6 protein-coding genes are annotated in these 5,121 nt (G+C 70.9%); 2 read left to right on the forward strand and 4 right to left on the reverse strand.

Annotation, left to right across the window (positions count from 1 at the left end):
- Positions 1 to 764, forward strand: a 764-nt coding sequence (locus AB8Z36_RS30625) for a Vgb family protein (RefSeq protein ID WP_369216644.1), incomplete at its 5' end; no start/stop codon positions are given.
- A 148-nt stretch (positions 765 to 912) separates the two neighbouring features.
- Positions 913 to 2,139 (forward strand): cytochrome P450, encoded by a 1,227-nt coding sequence (locus AB8Z36_RS30630; RefSeq protein ID WP_369216645.1) that lies wholly within the window; start codon positions 913 to 915, stop codon positions 2,137 to 2,139.
- Positions 2,140 to 2,196: 57 nt separating this feature from the next.
- On the opposite strand, the gene AB8Z36_RS30635 is transcribed toward AB8Z36_RS30630, so the two are convergent.
- The 4 genes from AB8Z36_RS30635 to AB8Z36_RS30650 all read right to left on the reverse strand — a co-directional run bounded on the left by AB8Z36_RS30635 (position 2,197) and on the right by AB8Z36_RS30650 (position 4,859).
- Positions 2,197 to 3,378 carry a cytochrome P450 gene (locus AB8Z36_RS30635; RefSeq protein WP_369216648.1) on the reverse strand — a complete coding sequence of 394 codons (1,182 nt, stop codon included), beginning with the start codon at positions 3,376 to 3,378 and terminating at the stop codon, positions 2,197 to 2,199.
- Positions 3,379 to 3,485: 107 nt separating this feature from the next.
- Complete coding sequence (locus tag AB8Z36_RS30640) at positions 3,486 to 4,100, reverse strand: GTP-binding protein (RefSeq protein WP_369216646.1); 615 nt, start codon at positions 4,098 to 4,100, stop codon at positions 3,486 to 3,488.
- Positions 4,081 to 4,443: a DUF742 domain-containing protein gene (locus tag AB8Z36_RS30645; RefSeq protein ID WP_369216647.1), complete on the reverse strand. Its 363-nt coding sequence runs from the start codon at positions 4,441 to 4,443 to the stop codon at positions 4,081 to 4,083. Before AB8Z36_RS30645 ends, AB8Z36_RS30640 begins: the two co-directional genes overlap by 20 nt.
- Positions 4,440 to 4,859, reverse strand: coding sequence for a roadblock/LC7 domain-containing protein (locus AB8Z36_RS30650; RefSeq protein WP_369216649.1), 420 nt, complete (start codon positions 4,857 to 4,859; stop codon positions 4,440 to 4,442). Before AB8Z36_RS30650 ends, AB8Z36_RS30645 begins: the two co-directional genes overlap by 4 nt.
- Positions 4,860 to 5,121: the final 262 nt, after the last annotated feature.

Genomic DNA, 5,121 nt, shown 5'->3' on the forward strand with positions numbered 1-5,121 from the left:
CTCCCACCCCGGGCGACCTCCAGGAGTCCGTGGACGGCGGGGTCTGGTACACCGCGGGTGACCAGATCGGGCGCCTCGACCCGTCCGGCACGTTCACCTGGTGGAGCGACAGTGCGGCTGCTCCCGGCAACGGCCCCGATGCCGGGAAGGGCGGCCCCGGCTTCCCCGACGCCCTGGCCCTCGGCCCGGACGACGCGATCTGGTTCGAGCACGCCGACCGGGGCTCAACGGTCATCAGCCGCGCCGACACGAAGCGGGGTCTGGTGCCCGTCAAGCGGTTCAGGACCCCGTTCTCCGTAGGGGCGGATGGTATGGCCCTGGGGCCCGATGGCGCCGTGTGGTTCACCCAGCGGAACGAGGGCGGTGCCGCCCGGCGGGAAGGCATCGGCCGGCTCACCGCCGACGGGGACCACAAGCGGTGGCCGCTGCCCAGGACCGCAGCCCCGGGCGGCCTCGTGGCCGGTCCCGACAAGGCGCTGTGGTTCACCGATCGCCGCGCCGTCGGACGCGTCGGCACCGACGGCGAAGTTTCGCGCTTCCCGGTACGCGGCTCCCGGGACCCGCGGGACATCGTCCTCGGCCACGACAAAGCCCTCTGGTTCACGGCGGACAACCGCGTCGGACGTATCACCACTCGGGGGCGGATGACCCTCTGGCCCGTGCGGGGAGCGAGGGATCTGTCCGACATCGTGCCCGTCAAGGACGGCACCTTCTGGCTGTCGGACCCGGGAAGCGACACGGTTCGCCGCTTCACACCGAAGTAGGCCGTCGTTCGCCGGGGCGGACTGAATGGAAGGTTCCACTTTCGGCCAACCTGCCTGCACCGAGGAGCGGGTGGCCGCACGCAGTCTGGCTGGAAGCGACCGTACTCAATAGCCTGTGGCGCGTCGTCCGCACCGATCGAGGAGTTCCATGTCCGCCGCACAGCAGGTTCCCGACATCCTCTCGCCCGAGTTCGCCAACGACCCCTACCCGGCCTATCGGGCGATGCGGGAGGAGGCCCCGCTCTTCTGGCACGAGGCGACCCGGAGTTGGGTCATATCGCGGTACGAGGATGTCGAGCGCGTGTTCAAGGACAAGAGCTCACAGTTCACCACCGACAACTACGACTGGCAGATCGAGCCGGTGCACGGCAAGACGATCCTCCAGCTCAGCGGGCGGGAGCACGCCGTGCGGCGCGCGCTCGTCGCGCCCGCGTTCCGCGGCGGCGACCTGCGGGAGAAGTTCCTGCCCGTCATCGAGAGCAACTCCCGCGAGCTGATCGACACGTTCCGGCACACCGGCGCCGTGGACCTGGTGGAGGGCTTCGCCACCCACTTCCCGGTGAACGTGATAGCCGACATGCTCGGCCTCGACAAGGCCGACCACGCCCGCTTCCACGGCTGGTACACCACCGTCATCGCCTTCCTCGGCAACCTGACGGGTGATCCGGAGGTCGCGGCGGCCGGTGAGCGCACCCGCGTGGAGTTCGCCGAGTACATGATTCCCGTCATCCAGAAGCGTCGCGAGCACCTCGGCGATGACCTGCTGTCTACGCTGTGCGCCGCCGAGGTGGACGGCGTGCGCATGAGCGACGAGGACATCAAGGCCTTCTGCAGCCTGCTGCTCGCCGCGGGCGGTGAGACCACCGACAAGGCGATCGCGAGCGTCTTCGCCAACCTCCTGCTCCACCCGGACCAGCTCGAAGCCGTCCGGCGGGACCGGACACTGATCGCCCGTGCGTTCGCCGAGACCCTGCGGTACACCCCGCCCGTTCAGATGATCATGCGGCAGTCGGCGACGGACGTGCGGCTCAGCGGTGGCACGATCCCCGCCGGTGCCACCGTCACCTGCCTGATCGGTTCCGCCAACCGCGACGAGCGGCGCTACGGCGACCCGGACCGCTTCGACATCTTCCGGGACGACCTGACCACCACGACCGCGTTCTCCGCCGCCGCCGACCATCTCGCCTTCGCGCTCGGCCGCCACTTCTGCGTGGGGGCGCTGCTGGCCAAGGCGGAGGTGGAGATCGGTGTGGGGCAGCTTCTGGACGCCATGCCCGACGTACGCCTCGCCGAGGGTTTCGACCCGGTGGAGCAGGGTGTGTTCACGCGCGGGCCGCAGTCGCTTCCGGTGCGGTTCACTCCCGTGGCCGCCTGACCGCGGCCGGGGTGCGGGCCGACCGCACCGGCCCGCGCCCCGGCCCACCCCCCGTACTCACTGCGTCACCGGTGTGAACCGCACTGGCAGCGATGTCAGGCCGCGCATCCAGATGGACGGACGCCAGGTCAGCTCCTCGGGCTCCACCGCGAGGACGAGGTCGGGCAGCCGCTCAAGGAGCGTCTCGACCGCGGTACGGGCGATGACGTCGGCCAGCAGCGGCGCCGGGTAGGGGCAGCGGTGCTCGCCGTGGCTGAAGGAGAGGTGCGCGGAGTTCTCGGGGCCGACGTGCGACTCGGGCCAGATCTGCGGATCGGTGTTGGCCGCGGCGAGGCCGAGCACGAGGCAGTCGCCCGCCCGGATCTGCCGCCCGCCGAGCTGGGTGTCGCGCACCGCCCAGCGGCCGATGAAGTTCTGGGTCGGGGTGTCGAGCCACAGCACCTCGTTGAGCGCCTCGCCCACGCTCAGCCGCCCGCCGGAGACGTTCAGGGCGAACCGGTCGTCGGTCAGCATCAGCCGCAGCGTGTTGCAGATCCAGTTGGCCGTGGGCTGCTGGGCCGCGGCGATGACGGAGATCAGGTCCTGGACGATCTCCTCGTCGGTGAGGCCCGCCGGATGCAGCAGCATCCGCGAGGTGACGTCCGCGCCGGGATGCTCCCGCTTCTCCTTGACCAGGAGCTGGATGCGCTCGCCGACGCGTGTGTACGCCGCCACGGGGTCGTCGCCCTCACGCGCGTCGAGCGAGATCCGCAGGTCCTCCACGAGCTGGTGCGTGTCGGTGCCCGTCTCGGGCATGCCGCACATCTGCACCGCTGCCCGCATGGGCAGGGCGTGTGCGTAGGCGCCCATCAGCTCCGCCTGGCCACTGCCCGCGAACGCGCCGATCAGCCGGTCGGCGATGCGGGCGCTGTCCCGGCCGAGTTCGAACTGGTCGACCCCTTCCAGCGCCTGTGTGATCACACCGGCTCGCCGCCGGTGTTCCTCGCCCTCGGTGAACAGGACCGACGGCTGATGGCCCACGAACGGCATGAGTGGCCAGTCCGGGGGGATGTGCTCCCACTGGTTCCACCGGCGCGAGTCGCGGGCGAAGAGGTCGTCGTGGGCGGTCACATAGCTGACCTCGGGGTAGCCGAGGACCAGCCAGGCGGGCACGTCCCCGTCGAGCAGTACCGGTGCCACCGCGCCGTGCTCACGGCGCAGGCTGCGGTACAGCTCCGCGGGTGTCTGCTGGTACTCCAGGCCACCGAGGCGTACGGCGCCCGGGTGAGCGGGGCACCCCGGGGCCGTGTCGCCGCCCGGTCCGGCGGAGGGGGTGGTCGGCTCGAAGGGGCTTGTGGTCGGCTCGGTCACGGTGTCTTCTCCTGGGCCATGGCCAGCGTGTGGAGGTGGTCCACGAGGGTGATCAGGACGTCCTTGCCCGACCATCGCACCCGCGCGTCGCAGTCGATCAGGGGTACGTGGTCGGGCAGGGCGAGGGCCTGCCGGATCTCCTCCAGGGAGTGGCGGACGGTGTCGTCGTCGAACCTGTTGACCGCCACGACGAACGGTGTCCTGTGGTGTTCGAGCCGGTCGATCGCGTACCAGGAGTCGTCCATGCGCCGGGTGTCGACCAGGACGACCGCGCCGAGGGTGCCGGAGAAGAGGCGGTCCCACAGGAACCAGAAGCGCTCCTGGCCCGGCGCCCCGAACAGGTAGAGCACCAGGCGTTCGTTGAGGCTGATCCGGCCGAAGTCGAACGCCACGGTCGTGGTGTTCTTCCCGGTGCTCTCCAGGAGGTCGTCGACTCCGACACCGGCCTGGGTCATCACCTCTTCGGTGTTCAGCGGGCGGATCTCGCTGACGGACCGGACCAGGGTGGTCTTGCCGACGCCGAACCCGCCCACGACGACGATCTTCAGGCCGGTCTCTGCGGAGTCGGACAACGGAGTGCGGGCGGGCAGCTCAGAGGTTGCGGAGCCCATGGAGCACCTCCTTGAGAAGGGCGGTTTCGGGCATGGAGGCGACCGAGTCGGCCGCGCGGGGGTGACGGGCGGTGATCTTTCCCGTCGTGAGCAGGTCGCCGAGCAGGATGCGCACCACGGTGACCGGCAGTCCCAGCTCCGCGGCGATCTCCACGACGGCCGTGGGGTGGCGGCACAGTCGGAGGATCCGCGCGTGCTCCGACTGCATCCCCGGGGTGGGGTCGCACTCGCTCACCACCAGCGTGACCAGGTCGAAGGAGTCGTCCTCGGCCCGGCTGCGGCCGCCGGTGACGGTATAGAGCCGGTCCGGATCGCCTACGTCGACGGGCCTGCGCGGCGTCACGAGGACCCGCTGTCTTCGGTCTGCGCACGCGGCTCGGCGCGCAGGTGTTCCCCGAGTTGCTCCACGAGCTCCGTCATCGCGTGGCCCACCACGCCCGGGTCGGCCTTCTCCTCGGCCACCACCGCCAGGTGCGCGCCCTGCCCGGCCTCGACGATGAACAGCAGCCCGCCGTGGAATTCGGTCATGGAGTGCCGGACGCCGCCGCTCCCGTCGCCGAACTCGGCGGACGCGCCGTGGGCCAGGGCCTGGATACCGGAGCAGATGGCCGCGAGCTGATCGGCCTGGTCGAGCGGGAGGTGCTCGCTCCAGCACAGTTTCAGGCCGTCGCGGGAGAGGACCAGGGCGTGCCGCGTACCGGGGGTGTGCTGGAGAAGGTTCTGAAGGAGCCAGGTCAGGCTGGTGTCAGTGGTCTGCATGGTGGGGTGGGGCTGAGGTGTGCGGGGGCCATGCCCGTCACCGGCCCGTGCCTCCAATCTCACGGTGCTGTACGGGGGTGAGGGCGCCGAAACCCGGGCGCCGTACGGGAGGCCGGGCGGGGCGTCGGCCGCGGCAGGCTGGGCGTCGGCCGCGGCCTTGCGCTGCCTGCGGTCACGGTCCGCCTCGGCCATGGTGCGGCCGGGGGCACGTACCGTCAGGCCGTTCGGCGTGGCCGCGGGTGCGGGTGCCGCTGTGGGCGGG

This window comes from Streptomyces flavofungini (assembly GCF_041028215.1).
In the GTDB taxonomy this organism is placed as follows: Bacteria; Actinomycetota; Actinomycetes; order Streptomycetales; family Streptomycetaceae; genus Streptomyces; species Streptomyces flavofungini_B.